At 68.9% G+C, this 24,613-nt stretch carries 25 protein-coding genes; 6 read left to right on the plus strand and 19 right to left on the minus strand.

Annotated elements, in window-relative coordinates; genetic code table 11:
- Window positions 1-221 precede the first annotated feature (221 nt).
- The gene (locus tag VF106_RS40765) at window positions 222-866 is read left to right on the plus strand and encodes a DUF4360 domain-containing protein (RefSeq protein WP_330845370.1); all 645 of its coding nucleotides are present in this window, start codon (window positions 222-224) and stop codon (window positions 864-866) included.
- Here VF106_RS40765 and arfA read toward each other — a convergent pair.
- The 8 genes from arfA to VF106_RS40805 form a co-directional block, all read right to left on the minus strand.
- A complete protein-coding gene (gene arfA / locus VF106_RS40770; protein WP_330845371.1) occupies window positions 863-2,368 on the minus strand; it encodes an arabinosylfuranosidase ArfA in 1,506 nt (501 codons plus the stop codon). The two genes, VF106_RS40765 and arfA, sit on opposite strands and share 4 nt — an antisense overlap.
- A gap of 3 nt (window positions 2,369-2,371) precedes the next feature.
- A complete protein-coding gene (locus VF106_RS40775) occupies window positions 2,372-3,259 on the minus strand; it encodes a carbohydrate ABC transporter permease (protein ID WP_330845372.1) in 888 nt (295 codons plus the stop codon).
- 3 nt (window positions 3,260-3,262) lie between these two features.
- Entirely contained in the window at window positions 3,263-4,222 is a 960-nt protein-coding gene (locus VF106_RS40780; RefSeq protein ID WP_330845373.1) for a carbohydrate ABC transporter permease, read from the minus strand.
- Window positions 4,223-4,243: 21 nt separating this feature from the next.
- On the minus strand, window positions 4,244-5,581 hold the full coding sequence (locus tag VF106_RS40785) for an extracellular solute-binding protein (RefSeq protein WP_330845374.1): 1,338 nt from the start codon (window positions 5,579-5,581) through the stop codon (window positions 4,244-4,246).
- Between the two features lie 11 nt (window positions 5,582-5,592).
- Window positions 5,593-6,600: a LacI family DNA-binding transcriptional regulator gene (locus VF106_RS40790; protein WP_330845375.1), complete on the minus strand. Its 1,008-nt coding sequence runs from the start codon at window positions 6,598-6,600 to the stop codon at window positions 5,593-5,595.
- Between the two features lie 180 nt (window positions 6,601-6,780).
- On the minus strand, window positions 6,781-7,242 hold the full coding sequence (locus tag VF106_RS40795) for a S8 family serine peptidase (RefSeq protein WP_330845376.1): 462 nt from the start codon (window positions 7,240-7,242) through the stop codon (window positions 6,781-6,783).
- 260 nt (window positions 7,243-7,502) lie between these two features.
- Window positions 7,503-7,805, minus strand: coding sequence for a divalent cation tolerance protein CutA (gene cutA / locus VF106_RS40800; protein ID WP_330845377.1), 303 nt, complete (start codon window positions 7,803-7,805; stop codon window positions 7,503-7,505).
- A 49-nt stretch (window positions 7,806-7,854) separates the two neighbouring features.
- Window positions 7,855-9,486 carry a helix-turn-helix domain-containing protein gene (locus tag VF106_RS40805; protein ID WP_330845378.1) on the minus strand — a complete coding sequence of 544 codons (1,632 nt, stop codon included), beginning with the start codon at window positions 9,484-9,486 and terminating at the stop codon, window positions 7,855-7,857.
- A gap of 125 nt (window positions 9,487-9,611) precedes the next feature.
- Between VF106_RS40805 and pruA the strand changes: the two genes are divergently transcribed.
- The 3 genes from pruA to VF106_RS40820 are packed head-to-tail and all read left to right on the plus strand — an operon-like array spanning window position 9,612 to window position 13,591.
- Window positions 9,612-11,237 carry an L-glutamate gamma-semialdehyde dehydrogenase gene (pruA, locus tag VF106_RS40810; protein WP_330845379.1) on the plus strand — a complete coding sequence of 542 codons (1,626 nt, stop codon included), beginning with the start codon at window positions 9,612-9,614 and terminating at the stop codon, window positions 11,235-11,237.
- A 3-nt stretch (window positions 11,238-11,240) separates the two neighbouring features.
- Complete coding sequence (locus tag VF106_RS40815) at window positions 11,241-12,161, plus strand: proline dehydrogenase family protein (protein WP_330845380.1); 921 nt, start codon at window positions 11,241-11,243, stop codon at window positions 12,159-12,161.
- Window positions 12,162-12,172: 11 nt separating this feature from the next.
- A complete protein-coding gene (locus VF106_RS40820; RefSeq protein WP_330845381.1) occupies window positions 12,173-13,591 on the plus strand; it encodes an amino acid permease in 1,419 nt (472 codons plus the stop codon).
- Between the two features lie 72 nt (window positions 13,592-13,663).
- On the opposite strand, the gene VF106_RS40825 is transcribed toward VF106_RS40820, so the two are convergent.
- From VF106_RS40825 to VF106_RS40840, 4 genes are all read right to left on the minus strand, one after another.
- On the minus strand, window positions 13,664-14,101 hold the full coding sequence (locus tag VF106_RS40825; RefSeq protein WP_330845382.1) for an ester cyclase: 438 nt from the start codon (window positions 14,099-14,101) through the stop codon (window positions 13,664-13,666).
- Window positions 14,102-14,275: 174 nt separating this feature from the next.
- Window positions 14,276-14,641: a TfoX/Sxy family protein gene (locus VF106_RS40830; protein WP_330845383.1), complete on the minus strand. Its 366-nt coding sequence runs from the start codon at window positions 14,639-14,641 to the stop codon at window positions 14,276-14,278.
- 337 nt (window positions 14,642-14,978) lie between these two features.
- A complete protein-coding gene (locus VF106_RS40835) occupies window positions 14,979-16,646 on the minus strand; it encodes a DEAD/DEAH box helicase (RefSeq protein WP_330845384.1) in 1,668 nt (555 codons plus the stop codon).
- A 92-nt stretch (window positions 16,647-16,738) separates the two neighbouring features.
- Window positions 16,739-17,305, minus strand: coding sequence for a TetR/AcrR family transcriptional regulator (locus tag VF106_RS40840; protein WP_330845385.1), 567 nt, complete (start codon window positions 17,303-17,305; stop codon window positions 16,739-16,741).
- A gap of 90 nt (window positions 17,306-17,395) precedes the next feature.
- Here VF106_RS40840 and VF106_RS40845 point away from each other — a divergent pair, with 90 nt between their 5' ends.
- Window positions 17,396-17,824: a DUF6463 family protein gene (locus VF106_RS40845; RefSeq protein WP_524535873.1), complete on the plus strand. Its 429-nt coding sequence runs from the start codon at window positions 17,396-17,398 to the stop codon at window positions 17,822-17,824.
- Window positions 17,825-17,958: 134 nt separating this feature from the next.
- Window positions 17,959-18,564, plus strand: coding sequence for a hypothetical protein (locus VF106_RS40850; protein WP_330845387.1), 606 nt, complete (start codon window positions 17,959-17,961; stop codon window positions 18,562-18,564).
- Window positions 18,565-18,587: 23 nt separating this feature from the next.
- Here the strand turns inward: VF106_RS40850 and VF106_RS40855 are convergent, their stop codons facing one another.
- From VF106_RS40855 to VF106_RS40885, 7 genes are all read right to left on the minus strand, one after another.
- Window positions 18,588-19,109, minus strand: a complete 522-nt coding sequence (locus VF106_RS40855) for a GNAT family N-acetyltransferase (protein ID WP_330845388.1) — start codon at window positions 19,107-19,109, stop codon at window positions 18,588-18,590.
- Window positions 19,106-20,356: an MFS transporter gene (locus tag VF106_RS40860; protein WP_330845389.1), complete on the minus strand. Its 1,251-nt coding sequence runs from the start codon at window positions 20,354-20,356 to the stop codon at window positions 19,106-19,108. The genes VF106_RS40855 and VF106_RS40860 overlap by 4 nt, the downstream gene beginning before the upstream one ends.
- Window positions 20,346-22,244: a carbamoyltransferase C-terminal domain-containing protein gene (locus VF106_RS40865; protein ID WP_330845390.1), complete on the minus strand. Its 1,899-nt coding sequence runs from the start codon at window positions 22,242-22,244 to the stop codon at window positions 20,346-20,348. The genes VF106_RS40860 and VF106_RS40865 overlap by 11 nt, the downstream gene beginning before the upstream one ends.
- Window positions 22,241-22,966 carry a hypothetical protein gene (locus VF106_RS40870; protein ID WP_330845391.1) on the minus strand — a complete coding sequence of 242 codons (726 nt, stop codon included), beginning with the start codon at window positions 22,964-22,966 and terminating at the stop codon, window positions 22,241-22,243. Before VF106_RS40870 ends, VF106_RS40865 begins: the two co-directional genes overlap by 4 nt.
- 11 nt (window positions 22,967-22,977) lie before the next feature.
- A complete protein-coding gene (locus tag VF106_RS40875) occupies window positions 22,978-23,691 on the minus strand; it encodes a hypothetical protein (protein WP_330845392.1) in 714 nt (237 codons plus the stop codon).
- A complete protein-coding gene (locus VF106_RS40880) occupies window positions 23,688-24,014 on the minus strand; it encodes a hypothetical protein (protein WP_330845393.1) in 327 nt (108 codons plus the stop codon). The genes VF106_RS40875 and VF106_RS40880 overlap by 4 nt, the downstream gene beginning before the upstream one ends.
- A gap of 126 nt (window positions 24,015-24,140) precedes the next feature.
- Window positions 24,141-24,437, minus strand: coding sequence for a DUF6235 family protein (locus tag VF106_RS40885; protein ID WP_330845394.1), 297 nt, complete (start codon window positions 24,435-24,437; stop codon window positions 24,141-24,143).
- Between the last annotated feature and the right edge of the window lie 176 nt (window positions 24,438-24,613).

A 24,613-nucleotide genomic window follows, 5' to 3' on the forward strand; every position in this document is an offset into this window, starting at 1 on the left:
GCCCAAGTCGCGACCGCCCCTGGCTACGGGCGGTTTCGGGCGCGAAGCGCCCGAAACCGCGCCGCTGGACCACCGAACCGCACGCAAGCCACCAAGACCATCGGTGGATCTGGGCTCAAACGACCCGAAAGCGTCTTTCGAGACAGCGTCGGTGGCGCGCCGGCCACAAGTAGAAACGGCCGGCCGGTGGGGGCCGATATAGTCGCCGGAAAGGGAAGCCAATGCGTAGCAGATCAGTTGTCAGCGGCGCGGTAATTCTGACCTTGTTCAGTCATTTGTTCATTCCCTCGGCGTCAGCGACGGAGTCCCTCGACGCGCCCCCGACCAGCGAGGTCGTCGTCGACGTGGTGGCTGTCAACGGGACCGGTTGTCCGCCCGGCACGGCCGGGATCAGTGTCTCGCCGGACAACACGACGTTCACGGTGACCTACGACCAGTACCTGGCGCGCCTGGGCGTCGGTGCGGCACCGACCGACTTTCGGAAGTCCTGTCAGCTCAACATGGGTATGCATGTCCCCGACGGCTACACCTATGCCATCTCACGAGCCGAGTTCCGCGGATTCGCCTCCCTGGCAGCTGGTGCGACCGGTCGACAGCGGGCCGGGTACTACTTCGCGGGCCAGGTTCCGACGCCGTTCCACCTGCACACGTTCACGGGCCCGCTCGAGGACGAATGGCAGACCGTCGACGAGATCGGCGAGGCGGACATGATCTTCCATCCGTGTGGGGCGCAGCGCAATCTGAACATCAGCACCGAACTGCGGGTGCTCGCCGGCACGTCGGATCCCGCGACGAGCACGAGTTCCCTGGCGATGAAGTCGTCGGCCAGTACCATCTACCACCTTCAGTGGAAGCACTGTGCCTAGGCGCCACTCAGTCGGATCATGTTCCAGGACAGTGCCGGCAGCACGGCCGTGACCGTGCCGTCGGCGGCCTTCACGTCGGACAGTCGGGTCGGGGTGACCCGGTCCGGCTGTCCGACGGTGTTCGTCGCTTGGGGGTCGTCGTCGAACAGGGCCACGTGCTCGCCGACCGTCAGGTTCGCCCACGAGCGCACGTCGACGTCCAGGGCCAGTGGCTCATGTTGGTCGCGGTTGACCGCGAACACGGTGACCGCGCCGGTTTCCTCGTCGTGGACGGCCGTGGCGTCGACGACGGGCACCTCCCCCATCCACGACGTCTCGTAGGTCGGGCCGGCGGGTTCGACCCGCAGCACGATGCCCCGCCCGTGGCGCGAGGTCAGTGCGAACGGGTGGAAGGTGGTCTGCCGCCATGCCGGCCCGCCTGGTTCGGACCGGATCGGCGCGATGACGTTGACGAGCTGGGCAAGACAGGCGATCTTCACCCGGTCGGCGTGGCGCAGCAGTGAGATGAGCAGGCTGCCGACCACGACCGCGTCGACCACCGAGTACTCGTCCTCGATGAGGCGTGGGCGTTCCGCCCAGTCCAGATTGGACTCACCGGGGAACTTGCTCTGATACCACACGTTCCACTCGTCGAAGGACAGGTTCATGCGCTTGCGGTGCTGCCCCACCCCGCGGGCGTGGTCGCACGTGGCGACCACCGACTCGATGAAGCGGTCCATGTTGACGCCACTGGCCAGAAAGCTTGCCCGGTCGTCGCCGCGCTGTTCGTAGTAGCTGTGCAGGGATACGTAGTCGACGAGGTCGTAGGTCTCGCGGAGCACGGTCTCCTCCCACGTGCCGAACGTCGGCATCCGCTGGTGGGAGCTGCCGCACGCGACCAGCTCGATCGACGGGTCGACCCGCCGCATCGCCCTCGCGGTCTCGGCGGCGAGCCGCGCGTACTCCGACGCGGTCTTGTGGCCGATCTGCCACGGCCCGTCCATCTCGTTGCCAAGGCACCACAGCTTGATGCCGTGCGGCTGCGCCGTTCCGTTGCGGCGGCGCAGATCGGACCAGTAGGTGCCGCTCGGATGGTTCGTGTACTCGACGAGGTTGCGTGCGGCGTCGATGCCCCGGGTGCCGAGGTTGACCGCCATCATCGGCTCGCTGCCCATCCGGCGCGCCCATGTGGCGAACTCGTCGACGCCCACCTGGTTGGTCTCGTACGAGCGCCACGCGAGGTCGAGCCTCCTCGGCCGGTCCTCCCTCGGCCCGATGCCGTCCTCCCAGGTGTAGCCGGACACGAAGTTCCCGCCCGGGTACCGCAGCACCGGTGTCCTCAGCTCGCGCACGAGCTCGGCGACATCGCCCCGGAATCCCTCACCGTCAGCGGTTTCGTGGCCCGGTTCGTAGATTCCGGTGTAGACACACCGGCCCATGTGCTCCACGAAGGACCCGTAGAGACGCGGGTCGACCTCGGCGATGCGGAACGCTGGGTCGAGGGCCAGGGCGGCGTGCTGCATGAACTATCCCTTCAGTCCGGTGCCGGCGATACCTTCCACGATGCGGCGCTGGAACAGCAGGAACACCAGAACCAGCGGCAATGCGCCGAGGATGGCCGAGGCCATCGTGTCGGCGTAACGGATCCCGTACGTGCCCTGCACCGTCGCCAGGCCGACCGGGATCGTCATGATGTTCGGGTTGCTCAGCGCGAGCAGCGGCCACAGCAGGTCGTTCCAGGTCCACACGAAGCTGAAGATGGCCACCGCCGACACCGCGGGACGCGCGAGGGGCAGCACGATCTGGCGGTAGGTGCGGAAGAAGCCCGCTCCGTCGATGCGTGCCGCCTCGTCGAGGTCCTTCGGGATCCCGTCGAAGAACTGCTTGAAGACGAACACCGCGATGGCGAGGGGGATCTGCGGCACGATGACCGCCCAGTACGTGTTCAGCAGGTTGACGCTGGCCAGCTCCCGGAACCTCGGCACGATCAGCACCTGGTTGGGGATCATGATGCCGATCAGGATGAACCAGAACGCCAACAGGCGGTGCCGGAACCGCATGCGGGACAACGCGTAGGCGGCCAGGCTCGCCGTGACCACCGTGCCGACCGCCACCAGCGACGAGGTGAAGAAGCTCGCCGCGTACCAGTTGAGGATGTCACCTTCGGCGAGCAACGTCCGGAACGAGGCGAGGGTCGGGTTCTCGATGGCCCACGTCGGGTTCGTGGTCTCCCCGTTGGGTTTGAGGGCGGTGTCGACCGCCCAGGCCAGCGGCACCAGCCAGAGGAGCGCGAACGCGACGAGCACGCCGGTGCAGCAGCGGTTGAAGATGCGGGTGCGGCGGTCGGCGGAAGCGACGTTGCGCCGTGCCTCGGCGGTGGTCAGCGCGCGGGTTTCGAAGGTGAGCGTGGCCATGTCTTACAGCTCCGGTTCCTGGCGGCGGGTCATGACGAGCCACCCGGTCGACACCGCGAGCACCACGACGAAGAACAGCGTGGACGCGGCCGCCGCGTAGCCGGTGCGGAAGTCGGTGAACCCGACGTCGAACACGTACTGCAGAAGCGAGCGGGTGGCGAAGTTCGGACCGCCCTGGGTCATGATGTACATCTGGTCGAACACCTTCATCGAGGCGATGATCTGCAGGACCACGACCAGCGACGTGGTGCGGGCGAGCAGCGGCAGGGTGATCATGCGGATCTGCTGCCACGGTCCGGCGCCGTCGATCGCGGACGCCTCGTACAGGTCACGCGGGATGTCCTGCAGACCGGCGAGGTACAGCACGAAGTTGAACCCGAGCGTCCACCACACGGTGGTGATGGCCAGCGACACCATCGCCAGGTCGGGATCGCCGAGCCAGTTGGGTTCGGCGAGACCGAGTGCCGTCATCGTGCGGCTGAGCAGACCGAGCGCCGGGGTGTACATCCAGACCCAGATGAGCGCGACGACGGCCGACGGCAGGATGTACGGCAGGAAGAACGCCAGCCGGAAGAACCACCGCGCCCGGCTGGCCCGCTCGGCGAGCAACGCGAACACGAGTGCGAGCACGATGAGCGGTGGCGTGGTGAGGATCGTGAACCAGATCGTGTGCCACAGCGCCGCCCAGAAGTCGCTGCTGGTGAGCGCTTCGGCGTAGTTGTCGAGCCCGGCGAACTGCCCGAACCCGGAGGTGACCATGCTGGTGTCGAAGAAGCTCATCACGAGGCCGTAGAGCGCGGGCCCGACGATGAACAGCAGGTACAGGGCCAGGAACGGGGCGAGGAACAGCAACGCGGGTCGCCCGTGTCCGCGTGGTTGGGCCTCGCGCTTCGCCCGTGTCGGCGGCCGCTCCGGGGATGTCACGCGAGTGGGTTCGGGGATGGTGGTTTCGACGCTGGCCACGGCCAACCTCCTCGAGCAGGGTCACGCCGGCGGCGCGGTGCTGGCCAGGTGGGACAGCTTCGAGCGGATCTGCGCGATCGCGGCGGTCGCTGACATCCCGCCGGCCTCGACGGCGCCGACGGCCCCGCCCATGACGTTCTCGAAGTTCGAGCCGGAACCGGAGTACCAGCCCGGCGGGTCGTAGACGGCGGCGTCGGCGGCCGCCGCGTACTCGGACTGCGGGGTGAGCTGTCGGTACGCCTCGCTTCGGGCGAACGGTTGCCAGGCCGGCACGTGACCGCCCTCAGCCCAGGTGCGGCTCTGGTCCAGCATCGACCTGACGAAGCCGAGTGCGAGGTCGAGCCGGGCCCGGTCCTGGTCGGGCCGCACCGGCAGCACGAGACAGTGCGAGTCGGCCTGCACGGCGTAGTCGCCGCCGAAGATGTTGGGCACCAACGTCATGCTGAACGGCGTCTTGGCGGCCTGGAACGTGGAGATCTCCCACTCGCCGTTGAGGTGGAACCCGGCCGCTCCGGTGGCGAACAGCGCGATCGCGCCCTGGTAGTCGACGCTGCCGGGCATCAGTCCTTTCTCGACGGTGAGCAGGCGGAGGAAGTCGAGCACCTGCTTGGTCTTGTCGTCGTCGAGTACGACCCGCGTGCCCTCGTCGGCCAGCACCTCGCCACCCAGTTGGGCGTACAGGGTCTGGAACAGCCGCCAGGGCGAGGCCGTGTCGGAGTTGATGCCGTGCGTCGCGCCGTACCGGCCGGTGACCTGTTTCGCCTTCGTCAGGGCGTCGACGAACTGGTCCGCACCCTTGATCGGGCTGAGCTTGCCCGTCGCGTCGAGCAGGCCGGCCTCCGCGCAGATCTCCGTGTTGTAGAACAGCACGAACGGGTGCGTGTCGATCGGGATCGCGTAGGCCTTCCCGTCGACCAGACCGGCCTCCCATGCCCGCCGGTTGAAGTTCCCGGCCGTCATGCCGTGCCGTGCGAGGTCCTCGGGCTCCAGCTCCTGCAGCAGGTTTCCCGCCGCCAATGTCTTCATCCGGGTCAGGTGGGACACCGCGACGTCGGGCGGGCGGTCGCCGACGGTGGCGAGCGCCAGCTTGGTGTAGTACGGGTTTCCCCACGCGAGCGTCACGGCCTGCAGGTCGATGGCCTGGTTCGCCGCGCGGTAGGAGTCCTCCATCTGCTGCATGCGGACGCCGTCCCCACCGCCGAAGAGGTTCCAGTACGCCAGGGTGCCGGGTGCGGGCCCGGTGTCGAGCAGGCCAGCGCCGACCGCGGAACAGCCGGCGCCGGTCGCGGCCAACGCTCCCAGCAGGGTTGCGCGCAGCACGTCGCGCCGGGTCAGTGCGTTCCTCGGGGGACCGATCATTCCTCACCGTCCTAACTGGACAATGGCGGGCACGTTGACTCTCGGACGACCAACTCGACCGGCAGCAGGTTGCGTGCGGGGATCCGCTTCCCGCCGATCCGGTCCACGAGCAACATCGCCGCCCGTTCGCCGGTCTCCTGGAACGGAACACGCACGGTGGTCAGTGCCGGCACGAGGTATCCGGCGAAGGAAAGGTCGTCGCAGCCGACGACCGAACAGTCGGTGGGCAGCCGCAGGCCACGCTCGTGCAGTGCCTTGAGGGCACCCATGGCCATGGTGTCGTTGTGCACGAACACGGCGGTGACACTCGGGTCGGCGTCCAGCAGACGGTGCGCCGCGGCCCAACCGCCTTCGTAGGTCCAGTCCGCCTCGACGACCCGTCGCTCGGGCAACGACCTGCCCGCGGCCCGAAGCGCCGACCGGAAACCACGCATCCGGCTACCCACGACGTGCCTCGTGCTCGGCCCCGTGACCGTGCCGATCCGCCGGTGACCGAGGCCGAGCAGATGCTCCGCCGCCAGTTCGCCGGTGGCCCGGTGGTCCGAACCGACCATCGGCACGTCGACACCGTGGATCCGGTTGATGCTCACGACCGGCAGCGGCCCGCGCAGTGCGACGCCGAGCCCTGGATCGTCCTCCAGCGACGGAGCCGCCACCAGGATCCCGTCCACCCGGTACTCGAGTAGCTTGCGTACGGCCAACTCCGCGTCGATGTCCGCGTGCACACTGCTGATCAGCGCGGCGTGGCCCCGGCCGGCCGCGGCACGCTGGGCGGCCCGCACGAACTGCGAGACCGCGAGATCGGAGAAGTCGTCGGCGACCACACCGACCGTGACCGACGTCTTCCGCACCAGACCACGGGCCATCGCGTTGGGCACATAGCCCAGTTCCGCCGCCGCACGCAGGATCCGCTCACGAGTGGCGGGCGACACCACCCCCGGACGGCCGTTGAGCACCTTGCTCGCGGTCTGGAAGCTCACACCGGAACGGGCCGCCACATCCCTCAGCGACACGTACACGGACGACCCTCCCCAGCGAAGGCGAACGTTCGCCTAACTCTGACTCCCGCCGGGGCCGGCCGTCAAGAGATCCGGATTCCCTACCCCCGGACGGCGGCCAGCGCGTCGACCAGACCGGATCCGTAGAAGCCCCGGCCCGAGCGGCCGCCTTCGCGGTGCGCCAGCCAGACGCCGGTACCGTCAGGGTCGAAGACGCCGACGGGTGGGCACGGCAGCTGGTTGCGCGTCCCGCTGGACGGCGGCCAGTACCCGGTCGGCGGACCAGTTCGGGTGTGTGCCGCGGATCAGCGCGACGACGCCGGCCACGTGTGGTGTCGCGGCGGACGTGCCGCCGAAGAAGCCCCACTCGGAGCTGTTGATCGGGGTGATGACGCCCGGGCTGCCGTCCGGCGTGTCCGGGATCTGGAAAGGGTCGCCGCTCGGCGCGGTCACGTCCGTGTCCCGGATGCCGTAGGCGGAGTACCGGGCCTTGCGCTTCTCGGCGCCGACACCGGACACGCTCAGCACACCGGGCACCTCGGCGGGCACCTGCACGCAGTTGTCGCCGGTGAGGCGTTGGTCACCGTGTCGGAAGGTCGAGCCTTCCGGCGCCAGCCATCCTGCCGGCGCGGTATCGGGAATGCCCAGGTTGGCGCAGCTCACCGAGTTGGCCCAGTCAATGTTGGGCGCGAGGTCGGGGTTGTGTCGAGCGCACCGACCAGCACATCGCGGCTGCCGGCGGAGATCGCGTGTGCACGGTTGGCGCGGATCTGGCGCATGCTCCGCTGGTACGGGCCAGCGGCTCCTGCCCGCCTTTGGCCGCCGGCATCGGGTTCTCCAGTGCGGACTCCCGAAACACACATCGCCTTCGGCGACCGCCTCGGGTCGGCTTGCTCGGGTGGGTGCGGCCGGTGAGCGCGGCTCTAGTCGGCGGTCTCGCCCACCAGGTGTCGTACTTTGTCGGTCACCACGAGGTCGTGCACTTCGCCGGCGTGGTGGGCGGTGAGATGGTCGACCAACGCGTCGGCCCCGTCCGGCAGGGCCTCGATCTCCACTCGCCACTGCTCGCTCGTGTGGCGGCGGCCGTGCCAGCGGTGGACCCGGCGGATGGGGCCCTCGATGTGCGCGCAGCAGGTGAACTCGGTACCCGCGAGCTCTGCCGCCATGATGTCGGCGAGCTGCTTGCTGTCGGTGGTGAACGTCACGACGACGTGTTCGTAGTCCATGACTGTGATACTAGTCACGAAGAGCACCGAACACGCCAGCTCAGCTCGGTCACAAACCGCGACGGCGGGTTTCCCACAGCAGCTGTAGGTGCGCGAACAGGCTCTGGCCAGGGTCGGTGAGGTCGAGGCCGCTCAGCTCTGTGACCCGCCGAATCCGGTAACGCAGCGTGTTGGGATGCACGTTGAGCCGACGAGCGGCCGTGCGGACGTCCCGCACATGGTCGAGGTAGGCGACCAGTGAGGCCACCAGCTCCGTACCGTGCGTAGCGTCGTGTTCGACCAGGACGGTGACGCGCGGATCGCGTAGGCGTGGGTCGCTCTCCAGGATCGTCAGCGTCTCGTCCAGCAGCACCTTCGCGCGGACGTCGGCGATGGTGGCGACCTCCCCCGCGGCACCGTCGTCCTCCGTCACGTCCAGCACGCGGTCGGCCTCGGACCTGGACTCCGCCACGTCGGTGAGCGAGCCGACCACCGAGCCGACCGCGGCGCGGACCGTGAGGCCGAGCCGTTTCCGCGCGGCCGTGACGATCTCACGGGCGAGCCCCAGCACGACCGTGTCGGCGTCGTGCTCTGGCAAATCCGGCAGGAGCAGGTAGCCGCGCGGGCCGATCGTGGTGACGAGCGCACTGCGCCGGTAGGCGGCGGCGTGCACGGAGATCAGCTCGGACATGGCCGCGCCACGCAGCTCGAGCACAGGCTGACCGGCACCGGTGGCGGACATCGCGAACGCCGCGACGGCGGCCGGTTTGTGCACGTCCGCGCCGATGTTGTCGGCCAGCGTCCTCGGCTCGATCCGGTTGTCGAGCATGCTGGTGAGCAGGTTCTGCCGCAGCCGCAGACCGGACGTGGGTCCGGCGCGCCGGCGGACCAGGTGCAGCGCGGCCACCCTGGCCGCGCCGAGCAGCACCGCTTCGGCCCGATCGGCGAGCGGGGTGCTGCCCTCCTGGACCCAGATGGAGCCGAGCGGCTGGGTGCCCGCGCGAATCCCGATCGCGAGCCGGCGGCGGATACCCAGCTCGGCGTGCTCGTCGACGTGCACCACCTCCTCCCCCGCGCTCAACCGGGCGAGCACGCCCCACTCGCGGAGCAGCGCCAGGTAGTCCTCGGGTCCCTGCCAGCCCAGGATCGACAGCCGGCGCAGCTCGTCGACCTCGTCGTCGGAACGCGAGTACGCCAGGACCCGGTTGGCCGTGTCCTCGACGCTCACCGCGCCGCCGGTGAGCGCCGCGATGGTCTGTGCCAGGGAGAAGAGGTCCGCGGACTCGCCCGGCTCGGCGACCGTGGCCACCCGCGCGTCCGCCACGACGCCCCGGGCGAGAGAGTCGAGCTGGTCCCACCGCACCTCCGGACGCACCGCGAGCATGGCGATCCCGCTGTCCAGTGCCGCGGCACGCAGCTGGTCCGGTACGTCGCCTGGCGCCACCTTCACCGCGACGGCGGTGGCCCCTCGGCGCGCGAGCGCCCGCACCAACCGGACGGCCGCGGTCCCGCGGGATCCGATGATCAGCACGAGGTCGCCCGGTGACGCGTCCGGTTCGTCGTCGGGGTCGACGATCACCACGTCCTCGATCGGGGCGTCCAGTCCGGCCGGGGCGGCCACGAGATCAGCGACCGGTGCGCCCAGTGCGGCGAGCAGCTGACGAAGGCTCGCACCGGACAATTCGGGGATTTCCGACGCCACTTCCACCTCCGTTTGTGCGATCGGACAAAGCGACCCGGGCAACAGTAGTCACATCGACGAACCTGGACCGGTCGTCGGCTCCTTACGGTCTAACCACACCGCTCGCTACCGCCCAGGAGACGCCGATGGACGCAGTGACCCGGGTTCCGCCTCCCGACAACGAATCCGTGCAGGACTACGTGGTCGGGAGCGCCGAACGGGAGCGGCTGGACGCCGAGCTCGCGCGGTTGGCCAAACAGCCGGTCGACCTGCCGATGACCCTCGGCGGCGAGCGCGTGATGGGCGGCGGCGCCGGCATCGAGGTAGTGCAACCGCACAAACACCGGGCCGTGCTCGGCACCCTCCGCAACGCGACCGCGGCCGACGCGTGTGCCGCGGTCGAGGCCGCCAAACAGGCAGCACCGGGGTGGCGCGCACTGCCGTTCGACGAGCGGGCGGCGATCCTGCTGCGGGCGGCGGACCTGCTGGCCGGGCCATGGCGGGCGACCCTGAACGCCGCCACCATGCTCGGTCAGTCGAAGACGGCGATCCAGGCCGAGATCGACTCCGCCTGCGAGCTGATCGACTTCTGGCGGTTCAACGTGCACTTCGCACGGGAGCTGCTGGCCGAGCAGCCACGCAGCTCGGCCGGGGTGTGGAACCGCACCGACTACCGGCCGCTGGAAGGCTTCGTCTACGCGGTCACGCCGTTCAACTTCACCGCCATCGCCGGGAACCTGCCCACGGCGCCCGCGCTCATGGGCAACACGGTGGTGTGGAAACCGGCCACGACCCAGATGTTCGCCGCGGACCTCACCATGCGCCTGCTGACCGAGGCCGGGCTGCCTCCCGGAGTGATCAACCTGGTCACGGGTGACGGGCTGGCGACCTCCGACGTGGTGCTGGCCGACCCGGACCTGGCCGGCATCCACTTCACCGGCTCGACCAGGGTGTTCCAGCACCTCTGGGCAACGGTCGGCGCGAACATCGCCGGCTACCGCGGCTATCCGAGGCTCGTCGGGGAGACCGGCGGCAAGGACTTCGTACTGGCGCATCCGTCGGCGGACGTCGACGTGCTGCGCACCGCGATGGTGCGCGGCGCCTTCGAGTTCCAGGGCCAGAAGTGCTCCGCCGCGTCCCGCGCCTACGTGCCGCGGTCGCTGTGGCGGCGGTTGAAGGACGACCTGGTGTCCGAAGTGGACGCGTTGGCGATGGGGGACGTCACCGACTTCACCAACTTCCTCGGCGCGGTCATCGACCAGCGGGCGTTCGACCGGCTGGCGGGCGTGCAACGTGCTGCGGCGGCCGACCCGGCGTTGACCGTGCTCGCCGGCGGCACGGCCGACGACACCGAGGGTTACTTCGTCCGCCCCACGGTGCTCACCGGCGACGATCCCGAGCACGAGGTGTTCCGCACCGAGTACTTCGGCCCGATCCTGGCCGTGCACGTGTACGAGGACGGCGACTACGAGCGGGTGCTCCGGCAGTTGGAGGGTGTCTCGCCGTACGCACTCACCGGCGCCGTCATCGCCAGGGACCGGGCCGCGATCATCCACGCGAGCGAGGAGCTGCGGTTCGCCGCGGGCAACTTCTACGTCAACGACAAGCCGACCGGCGCGGTCGTCGGCCAGCAGCCCTTCGGCGGCGGCCGGGCGTCGGGCACCAACGACAAGGCAGGCTCCCCGCTGAACCTGCTGCGCTGGACCAGCCCGCGTTCGGTCAAGGAGACGTTCGTGCCGCCGACCAGCGTCCGCTATCCCCACCAGGACTGAGCCATGGTGCGCACCGCGTTGCTCGCAGCCGCGCGCTCGGACCGCTGCCGGGCGCTGATCGAGGACATGCGGCCGACCCGGCAGGTGGTCGCCCGGTTCGTCGCGGGGAACGACGTCGCCCACGCCATCGCCGCCAGTTCGGTGCTGGCCGTGGACCGCGAGGTGACCCTCGACCTCCTCGGCGAGTCCACGATGGACGCCGAACAGGCGGACGCGACCGTGGTCGCCTACACCCGGCTGCTCGACCTGTTGGACCGCACCGGACTCACGTCCCGGGTCGAGATCTCGCTGAAACTGTCCGCCATCGGCGGCTCCCTTCCCATGAACGGGAAGAGGATCGCCCTGGCGAACGCGAGACGCGTCTGCGAAGCCGCCGCGTCGGTCGGCACCACGGTCACGGTGGACATGGAGGATCACACCACCACCGACCAGACCCTGGAGACGGTGCGTGCGCTCCGAGTCGACTTCCCGTGGGTCGGTGCGGTGCTCCAGGCACACCTGCGCCGTACCGAACAGGACTGCCGGGAGCTCGCCGGCCCGGGCAGCAGGGTACGGCTGTGCAAGGGCGCCTACCGGGAGCCGTCGTCGGTCGCCTACCAGCGCAAGTCCGAAGTGGACCGCGCGTACGTCCGGTGTCTGCGGATCCTCATGGCCGGCAAGGGTTATCCGATGGTCGCCACCCATGACCCACGCCTGGTCGCGATCACCGAGAAGCTCGCGGTCAGCCGGGCCGCGGGTTCCTTCGAGTACCAGATGCTGTACGGGATCAGACCGAGGGAACAGGACCGGATCACCGCGCGGGGCCGACGGATGCGTGTCTACGTCCCCTATGGCGACCAGTGGTACCCGTACTTCATGCGCCGCCTCGCCGAACGGCCGGCGAACCTCGTTTTCTTCCTCCGCTCGCTCGCAACGACGCACTGACAGGAACCTTCATGGCCACCACCATGTTCCGCCGCAAGCCCATCGAAGAGATCGACGAGTCGTCCAACGGCAACCACCTCACCCGCGAGCTCGGCCTGCGCCAGCTGACCGCGATCGGCGTCGGCGGGATCATCGGCGCCGGCATCTTCTCACTGGCCGGCGCGGTGGCGAACGAGAAGGCCGGCCCCGCGGTCCTCATCTCCTTTCTCATCGCCGGTGTGGCGAGCGCGGCGGCGGCGTTCGCCTACGCCGAGTTCGCCGGGCTGATCCCGCGCGCCGGCTCCGCGTACACGTACGGCTACGCGGTGCTCGGCGAGTTCGCCGGCTGGTTCATCGGCTGGGACCTGCTCCTCGAGTACACCGCGATCGTCGCGGTGGTGGCGATCGGGATCTCGGGCTACTTCAACGACCTTCTCGGGTTCCTCGACATCGGACTGCCACAGTGGATGATGGGCGCGCCGGGCACCGAGCCCGACGGCGTCGCGGCGGGCAGCTACCACGTGAACCTGTTCGCGATCCTGCTGTGCCTGCTGATCGCCTACGTCCTGAACCTGGGCATGCGCAACGCGGCACGGTTCGAGACCGCGCTGGTCTACCTGAAGGTCGTCATCGTCCTCGTGGTGATCGTCGCCGGGGTGTTCCACATCGACGCCGGCAACTACGACCCGTTCGCGCCGTTCGGGCTGACCGGCGCGTTCACCGGCGCGGCGACCGTCTTCTTCGCGGTGTTCGGCTACGACGCGATGAGCACCGCCGCGGAGGAGTCCAAGGACGCGCAACGGCACATGCCCAAGGCGATCCTGTACTCGCTCGCGATCTCGATGGTGCTCTACGTGCTCGCGTGTCTCGTGCTGACCGGCATGGTGAACTACCGGGACATCGACTCCGAGGCCGCGTTCTCCAGCGCGTTCGCCTCGGTCGGCCTGCCAACACTCGGCGCGGTGATCGCGGTCGGCGCCATCCTCGGCATCCTCACGGTGCTGTTCACCTTCCTGATGGGCGCCTCGCGCGTCGGGTTCGCGATGAGCCGGGACGGCCTGCTGCCCCAATGGTTCGGCAAGACGCACCCGGTTCGCAACGTGCCGACCAGGATGACCTGGGTGCTGGGCATCGCCTCCGCCGGCATCGCCGGCTTCCTCCCGATCGGCGAGGCGGCGGAGCTGACCAACATCGGGATCCTGTTGGCTTTCGTGGTGGTGTGCGTCGCGGTGATCGTGCTGCGGTACCGCAAGCCCGAACTGCCACGGACGTTCCGCTGCCCCGGCATGCCCGTGGTGCCGGTCATCGGCATCGTGTTCTCGATCTGGCTGATCACGTTCCTCGCGCCGGAGACCTGGCTGCGCTTCGCCATCTGGTTCGGTATCGGCCTGGTGATCTACCTCGCCTACGGCCGCCGCAAGTCCGCACTGGCCAACCCCGCTGCCAAGTAGACAGTGAAGGGGCCTGGTCCGTCGACGCGGACGGACCAGGCCCGGCGGACACCTCCCCGGCCGTGAGCCCCGCTAGCTGGTCGACTCGCGCGCGACGGTCTCCGGGATGACGCCCGTCTGTTGCAGTGCGCCGAACAGGTCGTAGTTGATCCACGTCTCCACGACCCGGTCGCCCTCCCACTTCTCGCATTCCATTCCGGTCATCACATAGGACTTCCCGGTCGCCGGAATGCCACGGAACTCACCGCGGGACGTGGCACCCATGGTCCACCGGGCCGCGGTCAGGTCACCGTCGACGAGAATCTCGTGGAGGTCCATGTGCAGGTCGGGGTACGCCGCACGGAGCTCGCGAATCTGTTCCTTGAGTCCGGCGACGCCGTCCACCGGGAAGCTGGGGTCGTGGAACGAACAGTTCGAGGCGAACAGCTCGTCGCACGCGTCCAGGTCGCCTTCGTTCCACATCCGGTCGTTCACACGACGTAGCAGGTCCCGACGCTCATCTGGGGTCATGATTTCTCCTTCGCTGGAAGGCGGCCGTGAGCGTCGGCGGTACCCGCACCGTCGATCGCGGCCACGTCCGTCAGTCGACGCCCGGTACGTCCACATCGACCAGAGCCCTTCGACCCGGTCGTCGAACGGTGACCGGAAGGCGGCGTGCCGTGTCCGTCCACTTGCGACACTCGGTCAGGATTTCCTCGCGGTCGCCTTCTTCTTGGCAGCCTTGGGCGGCAGGGCGCCGACGTATCGCAGCGCCTTGGCGGTCCAGTCACGGGTGTCCTCGGCAGACAGGTCGGGCGGCAGCGTGGCGTACCCGCCCATCGGACGTTCCGCAGGTCCGAACGGACCGGCGCCCGGCTTGCCGAGCAGATCCGCGAGTTCGTCGGCGGGCAGCTTGACTCCCACGTCCGCACCGAACAGACCCATGAACATGTTGCCGTTGACGAAGGCACCGAGATTGCCGAACATCGGCTTTATCTCGACCCGAGGGTCGTCCGGCACCATGGCCGCGAACCGCTCTTTCTCCGCTTCCGTGGGCTTGGGCATCTTCATGACGGTTTCCTCATTGGCTGGGTGTGCGACTCGAACGAGGCCGCGCGACCCACGTGCCAGAATTCCCCAGCGGTACGCGGAAGTCCACGAGGTTGACAAAAGGTGAGCCGCGGTGTCGGTCCGTAGTGGATGAGCGTCTTATTCACCAACCACAATTCGTCCTATGAGGACGATCAACCTGCGGCTGCCCTCCGAGCCGGACCGCCACTGTCACCGGAGCCCTGTTCTGCTACCTGCAGGGCACGTCGATGGTCGGGCCACACGCGACCAGCGTGGCCGGGCTGCTGCTCAGCCCACCGTGGGCCCGGCTAGCGCCAGCCGGGCCCGGCGCGGTCGGTCAGCCGCGGCGTGGCTTCGATCGCGGCAAGGACTGGTACCGCTCCCGGCGAACCGTCGTCCGACGGCCCTTGACGCCACTCCCCCGGAGCGCGGCTATCACCTCGTCCGCGGCGGACTCCGGCACCTCCACCAGCGAGAAGCGGTCGGCGATCTCGATCGCGCCGATGTCGCGGCCGGTGAGACGCGACTGCCCCGCGATGGCGCCGACCAGGTCCTGAGGCCGCACGCCCGACGAACGCCCGGCACCGACGTACAACCGTGTCATGCCCTCACCACCGCCCCGGCCCCGCCGCTCGCGGCCCGCGGCACGGCCGGGAGCCTCCGACTGGGGTGGCGCGACCTCGGGGATGTCCTCGTCGTCGCCGGCCGCGCCGCTCGCCTCGTGCGCCAGCTTGACCGCGGCGAGCGCCACATCCATCACGTCGAACTCCTCGGCGAGTTGCTCGACCACGACACGGAAGTGATCCAGACCGTCGGAGATGAGGCTCTCCCGGAGCGCCGCGCGGGTCAGGTCCAGCCGACGGGAACGTAGGTCGGCGACGGTCGGCAGCGTCTCGACCGATATCCGCCTTCCGGTCACCCGCTCGATCGTCTTGATCATCCGGTGCTCTCGCGGCTCGGCCAGGGTGATGGCGACCCCCTCGCGCCCCGCCCGGCCGACCCGACCGACACGGTGCACATAGGACTCCGGCGCGCTCGGCACGTCGTAGTTGACGACATGGGTGAGCTGCTCGATGTCCAGTCCTCGTGCCGCGAGGTCGGTCGCCACGACGAGATCGAGCGTGCCCGCCCGCAGCCGCCCAACCACACGGTCCCGCTGCGGCTGATCCATCCCACCGTGCAGGCCCTCGGCGCGGTAGCCACGCCCGTTCAACGTCTCGGTGAGCAGGTCGACCGACTCGCGTGTGCGGCAGAAGACCACCGTGGCCAGCGGCGCCTCGATGTCCAGGACGCGACCGAGCGCGGCCGGCTTGTGACCGCGCGGCACGACATAGGCGGTCTGCCTCACCAGCGCGACATCGTCCTTCGAGGACTCGGACCGGCCGAGCTCGATCCGAACCGGGTCGCGCAGGTGACGGCGGACCATGCCGTCGATCCTGGCCGGCATCGTCGCGGAGAACAGCAGCGTCTGCCGGTCCTCCGGGGCCTCGGCGAGGATCGACTCGATGTCCTCGGCGAAGCCCATGTCGAGCATCTCGTCCGCCTCGTCGAGCACCACCATCTCGAGGTTCCCGAGTCGAAGCGCCCCTCTCGCCAGCAGGTCGATCGCGCGCCCCGGCGTCGCGACCACGACGTCCACCCCCCGGCCGAGCGACCTCAGCTGCTGGCCGATCGGCTGACCGCCGTAGACGGGCACGACCCGTGCGCCCACGTCGAGCCCGTACCGGTGCATCGCCTCGCAGACCTGGACGGCCAGTTCCCGCGTCGGCACCAACACCAGCGCGAGCGGCTCGACCTCCGTGCGCGGCCATGGGATCCGCTGGAGGACCGGGAGCGCGAAGGCAGCCGTCTTGCCGGTGCCCGTCGCGGCCTGTCCCACCAGGTCACGACCGGCGAGCACGGTGGGGATGGCGAGCTGCTGGATGGGCGTCGGCTCCTCGTAGCCGAGACGGGACAGCGCCCGCACGAGCTCCGGCCGTAGCGCCAGCTCGGCGAAATCGGTCACTTCCTGGTTCGTGTTCACTTCTTCCCTGCGTCAGGACAGCCGAGAGCCCGTATCGGGCACGGACGGAGTGCATATAGTACGTGGCTCGCCGATCAGCCCGGCGTGTCCGGTGCCGCGCTGGGGCGTAGGAGGTGTTCGGCGGCGAGGTGGACGGCTTCGTTCTTGGTGTGGCCTGGGTGGTCCACCAGGATGAAGTGGCGGCCGATGGCCAGCGCGAACGCCAGGATACTGCGGGCCTCGACCTCGTCGGGGTCGGCGATGAACGTGCTGAACGTCTTCCGCAGGAACGCCATACGCTCGTTGTCGACCCGGCGCAGCCGGGCAGCGACGGACTGGTCGTTGCGGGCCCAGGCTCGGACGGCGAGATCGACCCGGTGAAAGTCCTCCGAGAATGACAGTTGACCCACGCGCCGGAACCGTTCGGTCGCGTCGCCCCCTTCCGCATCGGCCTGGGCGATGATTTCCTTGGTGTACCGGCGTTCCCACTCGTCGAGCATCTCCGTGAGCAACGCCGGACGGCCGGCGAAGTACCCGTAGAACCCGCCCTTCGTCACACCCAGTCCCGCGGCGAGTGTCTCGACGCGGACCGCGTCGGGGCCTCCCCGGGCAAGGGCTTCGAGGCCCGCCTCCACCCAGCGTGCTCGTGTCGTGCGCGCCACAGCAGGAATCGTTCCACCTCCGCAGGTCGTGCCGGTGTTATACGGTACCGTACACATGAAATGTACGGCACCGTATAGATGGGGGTCCCGATGAACTCCAGTAGGCGACTTCTCCGCTGGGCGAGTGGGATCATGCTCGTCCTGGGAGGCGGGCACCTCGCCCTGCTCACGTTCTTCGCCTGGGAGGACATCGCAGGCTGGGCGGATCGGGGGATGTGGGCGGCCGTCCCACTCGCGCTCGCGGACGACGGTCCGGTGCGGAACGACGTCACCTTCTGGGCCGGGCCGGGAAGCTTCGCCGTGCCCCTGATCCTCCTGGGTTGTCTGATCTGGCACCTTGCCGGACGCGGGGTCGCCGTGCCCGCCGGAATCGGGTGGGGCGTCGGGGCATGGTGTGCGTTGGGCGGAGTCCTCCTGGTGCCCTCTCCGTTCTTCGCCGGAACGATCGCGGGCGCTCTCGTCGTCCTGGCGGCCTCTGCAGATCGATGTGGGCAACCTCGCCACCACACGATTGCCTGAATTTGTCCACTTGAGACCTTCGGCCCGCGCGGAACGGACCGATCGCCCGTTAGGGTCCAGAGTGGACTACCCAGACACGGCTGCCGTTCGGCGGACGTAGCGTGCTTGATGGCGGCCGGAAGCGGAGCGTCACCATGTTCATGCAAATAATCCAGGGCCAGGTTCGCGACGCCAAGAAAGCCAGGGCCACCATGGACCGCTGGCACCGTGAGCTGGCCCCGGGCGCGATCGGCTGGCTCGGCGGTACCTACGGCATCACCGACGACGGCACGCTCGTGGCCGCTGTCCGGTTCGCGTCGGAAGAGGCGGCCCGGCGCAACAGCACGCGAAAGGAACAGGACGCGTGGTGGCAGGAGATGAAGGAACACTTCACCGGAGAAGTCACCTTCCACGACTGCAACGACGTGATCCTCCTACTCGGCGGCGGGTCCGACGAGGCCGGATTCGTACAGGTGATCCAGGGCCAGGTCCGTGACAAGAAGCGTGCACGGGAGCTGGCCGAGAAGTCCGGCGGGATCATCGCCGCCAACCGCCCCGACGTCATCGGCGCGACGATCGCCATCGACGCGGACGGCTGCTTCACCGAGACCGTGGCCTTCGTCAGCGAGGAAGAGGCACGCCGCAACGAGAAGAAGGAGCTACCACCCGACGCGGCGAAAGTCGTCGAGGAGGAGATGTCGCTGTTGCAGGACGTCCACTACATGGACCTGCACCGTCCGTGGTTCGGCTCGGCCAGCTGAGCTCCAGAACGCGGCCGCGCTGCTCAGCGCGGCCGCGGGGCGGTGGTGCGCCAGACCAGCTCACCGTCGACACGTTCGCTGGTCGGTGCAAGGCCGATCGCCCTGGCGACGCCTTCCGACGCCGCGTGCCCCGGATAGATGTGCGCGGTGAACACCGCGGGGCTCAGCGCCTCCTCGAGTTCGGCGCAGAGTCCGCTCATCATCTCCGACGCGATGCCGTGCTTCTGCTCCGGCGGATCGACGAGGTAGGCGAGCTCGCACTCGCCGAACCCCAACCCCGGCGCACGCAGCACGGTGGCCTGCGCGAGGCCGACGAGCCGGCCGCCGTCCTGGCAGCGGGCCACGTAGTTGACCCAGAGCACGTCCGGGTCGGTGGACCCGCGTAGCCATCGCTCGACCCGGGCGCGGGCCTCGGCCGCTGACGCCGGAACGCCCCCGATGTAGTCATACAGAGCCGGGTTCAGCAACATCGCGACGAGCTCGTCGATGTCGTCACGAGCGATCCAGGACAGCACGAGCCGCTTGGTGGTGATCGCTCGATTCACGCTGCGGTCGCTACAGAACGCACGTGTGGTGTCCAGATCACGAGGCCGAACAATAGCATGGCGGCGCCCACGGCAACGATCGTCACCGACGGCGAAAGAACCAGACCGAGAATGCCGCCGAGCAGGAATCCCACCGGCACCGCGGTGAGGTTCACGGCACGGTAACCCGCCGTCGCCGCCGCCCGGTCCTCGTTGGAAATCGCACGCGCGCGGAACGTCTGTATCAGCACGAGAACAACGCCGGAACAGAGTTCGTCGAGCGCGAAACCGGCCACGATGAACGCGACGCCGGCGGCGCCGGGCGCGTAGAGACCGATGCCCAGAAGCAGGTACGAACCAATGGCACCGAACCCGAACAGGGAGATCCCCCAGCCGCCGGTCAGCGACCGGGGAAGCCTCGTCGCCAGGTACGCGCCAAGCGCGGCACAGAGCACCGCGCCGGTCTTGATCACGCCGTACGACGCCGCCCCGATGCTCGTCCGCTCCAGGATGGCGATCAGCAACATCGCCTCGATGACGCACTGGCCCAGGTTGTAGGCGACCGCCCAACTGGTCAGCACCCCCAACGGTTTGCTGGCGAAGTTGACCAGGACGCCGTGCCGCAGCGACGAACGGTCGCGACCCGGCACCCGCCCAACCGGTTCGGACACGCGTGTTCTGGGCATCCCGCGCAGCAGCAGGCACGCGCCAGCGGCCAGGATCGCCGCGACCACGAACGTGCCGGAGACGTCGAAGGCCGCCAACGCCAGACCGGCGAAGAACGGCCCGCCCCCGTCGGCGAGGGACTCCGCCATGCCCAGCCGCGAGTACACCCGGGGCAGTTCCTGGTCTTCGAACGCGAGCGGCACCAACACCTGCACGGCGACCGCGGTCAGGATCGAGCCGAGACCCAGCGACAGGTTGGCCAGCGCGAACACGACGAAGCCGACGATCGGCGAGACCAACAGGGCAACGGCGGACAACGCGAACGCGAGCACCCGGAGCGCTTCCGAGGCGAGCATGACGGTCCGCTGGTCGTACCGGTTGACGGCGGCCGTCGCGGCGCGGGCGAAAAGCACCTGTGGCGCGAACCGGCACACGCCGAGCACGGCGACGACCATGGCGTTCGCGCCGAGTGTGGCGACGGCGACGAACGGCACCGCGAACTCGATGACCGCGATGGCGAAGAACGACACGAACGTCGCCGTGGAAAGCCTGCGTGTCAGCGCCGCCGGATGCCGCGCGGGCGCGCCAGTGCTAATGCTCAACGAGAAGGCCCATCTCTAGCAACGTCCCGACATGCGGTTCGTGCCGGTCCACGGTGGCGGTCGGCTCGCCGCACAACGACAGGAAAAGGTCCCGGTCCATCGGTTCCGCGCCGTCGACATCGCTGATCACGTATTTCTGGTCCGAGCCGCTGCCGAAGGTGGCGAGAACCGCACCGGGCTTCGGCCGGACGGTGACGACATCGGGTTTGTCCGGGGAGGCGAACAAACGCGAGTCGGACAGCAGGAAGTCGACCGCGGTGCGCCGCACGAACCCGAGCACGTCGTCACCGGATTCGAGGATCGGCTCGCCAGGACCGTTCAGCGACGTGTTGATCAGCACCGGCACGGCGCCGAGGTCGGCCACCTGGCACAGCAGGCGGTACATGTGCGGGTTGTCGGCCGCGGTCACCGTCTGCACGCGGGCGGTGCCGTCCAGGTGGAGCGCCTCGGTGAGCAGTTCCCGGTACTCCGGGCGGACCGTGAAGTTGAAGTTCATGAACGGTGACTCGGCGGGGCCCACGAAGTAGGTGTCCACGTCCTCCATCCGCACGATCGGCGCGACCGGTCGCCACCACTGCCGACCCTTGATCGTGTTCAGCCTTGAGCGGGCGTCCCGGCAACCGACCGGATGGCAGAGGATGGACCGGTTTCCGAGTGCCCTCGGACCGAACTCCGCCCGACCTCCGTAGCGCGCGACGATCGCACCGTCCACGAGCGACTGAGCGGCGTGGTACAGCACCTTCTCGGTGGTCGCCGGCATCGACACGGCCTCGTGGAAACCCTGTCGTGCCGCGATGTCGACGCTGATCTCCTCGGCGTGACGGCCGAGAAAGTCGGATCTGACCCGGCCACGCACGACCGGCGCGGGGTCGTGGCCGTAGTACCCGAGGAACGCCGCACCGATGGAGATGCCGGCGTCGTGCGGGCACGACGGCACGTACATGTCGTCGACCTGGTCGAGCCCGGCGATCGCGGTGTTCCCGGCGAGGTTGAGGAAGACCCCGCCGGCGCAACAGATCCGGCGCTGTCCGGTCAGCTCGACGGCGCGCCGCGCCTGGTGGACCACCAGGTCCGTGAACGCGTCCTGGACCGCCGCGGCGATGTCCGCGTCCGCCACCGGATCGGGGTGCGCACGGAGCTGCTGCCACCCGTTACGCACCCGAGGCGGCGTGCCAGGCGCGAGGATGTCCGACGTGGACAGTCGAGCGGCGTCGGAGAACGGGATCCCGGCGAGCGCCATGAGCTGCCCGTGCGCGTGTTCCTTCCGGAACAGGTACCGGGCGACGTTGTCGTAGAGACTCGCCTCACCCTGCATGTACACGTCGGGTTGGTTGTGTGGTTCGGCGTAGTCCCGAGCCAGCAGTTCGAACCGGCCCGCGTCGAACCGGTAGACCGAGCGCAGTTCGGTGAACATCCCGCTCTCGGTGTCGTCGGCGGTGTACCGCGCGAAGAACTCCGCGAACGGCTCATGGAAGTCCCTGCCGTCCCGCGACGACGTGCCGGCGCTGTCGGACACCAGCACGGCCGAGGCACCGAACCCGGACAGCCCGGCCGAGCACGCCGCGTGCGCCAGGTGGTGGGACACGACGAAGTGCCGCTCGTCGAAGGGATCGAAGTGGGCGAAGTCCGCGGTGAACAGCGGCCGCTGCAGGCCCACCGCGGACGGCCCGGCCGCCTGGAACGACGACACGATGACGTCGACGTCCGTGAGTGAGATGTCCGCCGCGGCAAGCACTTCCGGCACGGGAAGGCGGTTCGACAGGCACTCCTGGCCGTCGTACTTCGCCCTGGTCACCCGCTCCTGCTGGATGGCCGCGAGTACGACACCGTCGCGCACCACGGCACACGACGCTTCATGTCCACAGTGGACGCCGAGGACCGTTGTCATCGACGGTAGTTCCCGATCGGCGCGTCGTGCGGCATGAACCCGAAGGTCAGGATCGTCACCCGCTCGCCTTCGGCGATCGGCGTGCGGCTGTGCGCCTGCGTCCCGGCGAGGAAAATGACCACCTCGCCCGGCGTGAGCTGGAACCGCTCCTCGCTGCCGTCCGGGTAGTGCATGTACAGCGCCGAGGTGGACGCCGCGTCCGCCGGGGTGTCGTGCGCGAGCATCATGAGCACGTTCAGCGAGAAGATGTCCGTGTCGATGTGCGGGATGATGCCCTGGCCGGCGTCCCGGTAGAACAGGTAGCTCGCCACGCCGGTCGGCTGCGCGCCAGGCACGACCGAGCGCACCAGTGCCGTCAGCTCCTGGCTCGTCGCCACCTTGTCGGCGACCGGTCCCCCGCAGCCGAGGTAGTGCTCGTCGAACGGCACCGCGGTCGCGCCGACCTCGCCGGCCTCCGCGATGAGCGCGGACAGCAGCTCGTCGGTCAACAACTCCGGGCGCCCGCGGAACTGCGCGCCCCTCGGGTCCGCCACGTCGTAGGGGCACAACAGTTCCAGCGCTTCGGACACGGCCACCCTGCCACGCAACGCCCTCGGGTCCCGCTCCGGCACGAGATGTCCGGCGGACAGGCCGAGGATGAGCTTCAGGTTGGCCTGCTCGGCCGGACTGAGACTGCCGTGCAGGTCGGCGAGCCGCTGACCCACGGACACGGTACTGGTCATCGCCGTCTCCTTCAGATGGGGTGGTATCCGAACGACACGAGCCGGATCGACTCGCCCGCGACGGTTCTGGTCCGCTGGTGCGTCACGCTGTCGGCGAAGAAGATGAGCGATTCGCCGTGCGCCAGCTGGATGTGCACCGGGTCCTGGTCAGGCGGGTACAGGATCAGCTCGGAGTGCCGGTCGTCCGGCCGGTGCTCCAACATCGTCAGCACGTTCAGCGCGAACTCGTTCTTGTCGACGTGCGGGTCGATGCCGAGGCCGGGCGCGTCGTAGTACAGGTAGTTCGCCTTGTAGGTCGGCAGGACCGGCCCGACCCGTTCGCCCAGGAAGGCGTTGATGTCCGAGGACAGGGCCATCTCCCTGGCGAGCGGCGCACCGGAGGTGACGTAGTGGTCGTGAAACCGTTCCGCCCGATGCCGGTTGGCCAGGGACTCCTCGTCCATGGCCGCGAGATCCGCGTCGGTGAAGAACGGTGCCCTGCCACGGAAGACGATGCCGGTGGTGAACGCGGGCCGCTTGCCGTCGTGCAGCTTCGGCAGCGACCGCTGGGCTGTTTCCAACGCCTCCTGGCGCAAGGCGTCCGACAGTTGCCGAGCGTGGCCGACGAGCAGTCCGCCCGCGGCCATGCTCAGCATCAGCTTGAGATTCTCGCGCTCGGCCGCGGTCAGCTCGGCGGAGAGCCGGCCGAACCGCTCCACCAGGGGCAGCGAGTCGGCCTGTGTCACCGCGACTCCGAGAACCCCAGCACTTCCGGCAGCGCCAGCAGGTGGTTGCGCACCTCCGGCGTCGCGGCGGCCGAGATCGGCTTGGCGTAGATGTACTCCGCCTCCGCGTTGATGTCCTGCAGCTTCTCCAGGTGCAGCGCGGAGGACGTGACGATGCTGCTGAGCACCTCGCGCTCGCTGTCGGACAGCTCCGAGGCGAGCGCGGCGAGCTTGTCGGTCAAGGTGGGCAGTGCGGCCTCCAGGGCGGCCGAGTCCAACTCGCCCCCCGGGGTCGTCTCCTCGACCTGCCCCGTGTCCGATCGCATCTCCGGCATCGAGCTCATGGCGTTCCTCCCAGGTCAGACACTGATCACCCTTGGTGGGCACCACGTTAGAGCCGCTGGGTCGCCCCTCGGTCGAGCGATTCTTGACCGAGCCTTGAGTTCCGTGTCCGGACGGGAGGCCGCCGGTCAGCCTGCCGCGGCGGCCCTACGCAGTTCCAGTGCCTCGGCCGGGGATCCGATGTAGACGATGGTGAACTTCTCGACGTCCTCGAGCCGAACCCGGACGGCGAGGTCGTCCCGCACCACGACGACGAGCTCCCGCGCCACCGTCGAGTCGTCGATGACCGGGTAGTCGCGGTAGACGGTCCGCTCCACGACCGCGAACAACGCGCCGGCGACGGCCTTCACGTCCACCTCCCGGGCGGCCTCGCCCCACGCGTCCAGAACGTCGAGACCCGATCCGAGACGAAGTCGCCGTGCCATGGTGAACCTCCCGTGTTGCATATCAACGTTATAGGTAAACCATAACGCTGATACATAACACTGCCAACCCATGAAGCGCGGGACAGCACCCTGGAAGAAGCTCAACCCCGCGAGTCTCGTCTTCGGCCCCCGCGAGTCGCGCGTTCAGCACCCCCGAGTTGCGTTTTCGGGTACAC

The organism is Actinophytocola sp. (assembly GCF_036378875.1).
Lineage (GTDB): Bacteria > Actinomycetota > Actinomycetes > Mycobacteriales > Pseudonocardiaceae > Actinophytocola.